Origin of the sequence: Pseudomonas sp. 2822-17 (assembly GCF_002742485.1) — a bacterium.
GTDB classification, from domain to species: Bacteria; Pseudomonadota; Gammaproteobacteria; order Pseudomonadales; family Pseudomonadaceae; genus Aquipseudomonas; species Aquipseudomonas cyclaminis.
The window spans coordinates 1-305 of sequence record NZ_LJRZ01000081.1 but is presented as its reverse complement, the minus strand read 5'-3'; the positions used below and the strand labels follow the sequence as shown (position 1 = coordinate 305).

The window sequence follows — 305 nt, the reverse complement described above, 5'->3', positions numbered from 1 at the left end:
GATTAGCCCTAAAAAAACCATTGAAGGAGCTATCGGGGGGTTATTATCAGCATTTGTTATAGGTACCATTTACGTGATAATATTTCCAATCTTTGATTCATGGGTAATAGCTACCTTAATCATTATTGTAGTTTCAGTTACTGGCCAATTAGGAGATTTGGTAGAATCTGCATTAAAACGCCATTATTCCGTTAAAGATTCGGGACAAGTCCTTCCAGGGCATGGTGGTATATTAGATAGGTTTGACAGTTTAATTTTTGTAATGCCTATTTTATACCTGTTAGGTCCGCTTTAAAATCTAATAT

1 protein-coding gene is annotated in these 305 nt (G+C 35.1%); it reads left to right on the top strand.

The genetic code is table 11. The annotated features are described in order from the left end of the window. Positions 1-295, top strand: a 295-nt coding sequence (locus AOA60_RS01060) for a phosphatidate cytidylyltransferase (RefSeq protein ID WP_178075295.1), incomplete at its 5' end; no start/stop codon positions are given. Positions 296-305 lie beyond the last annotated feature (10 nt).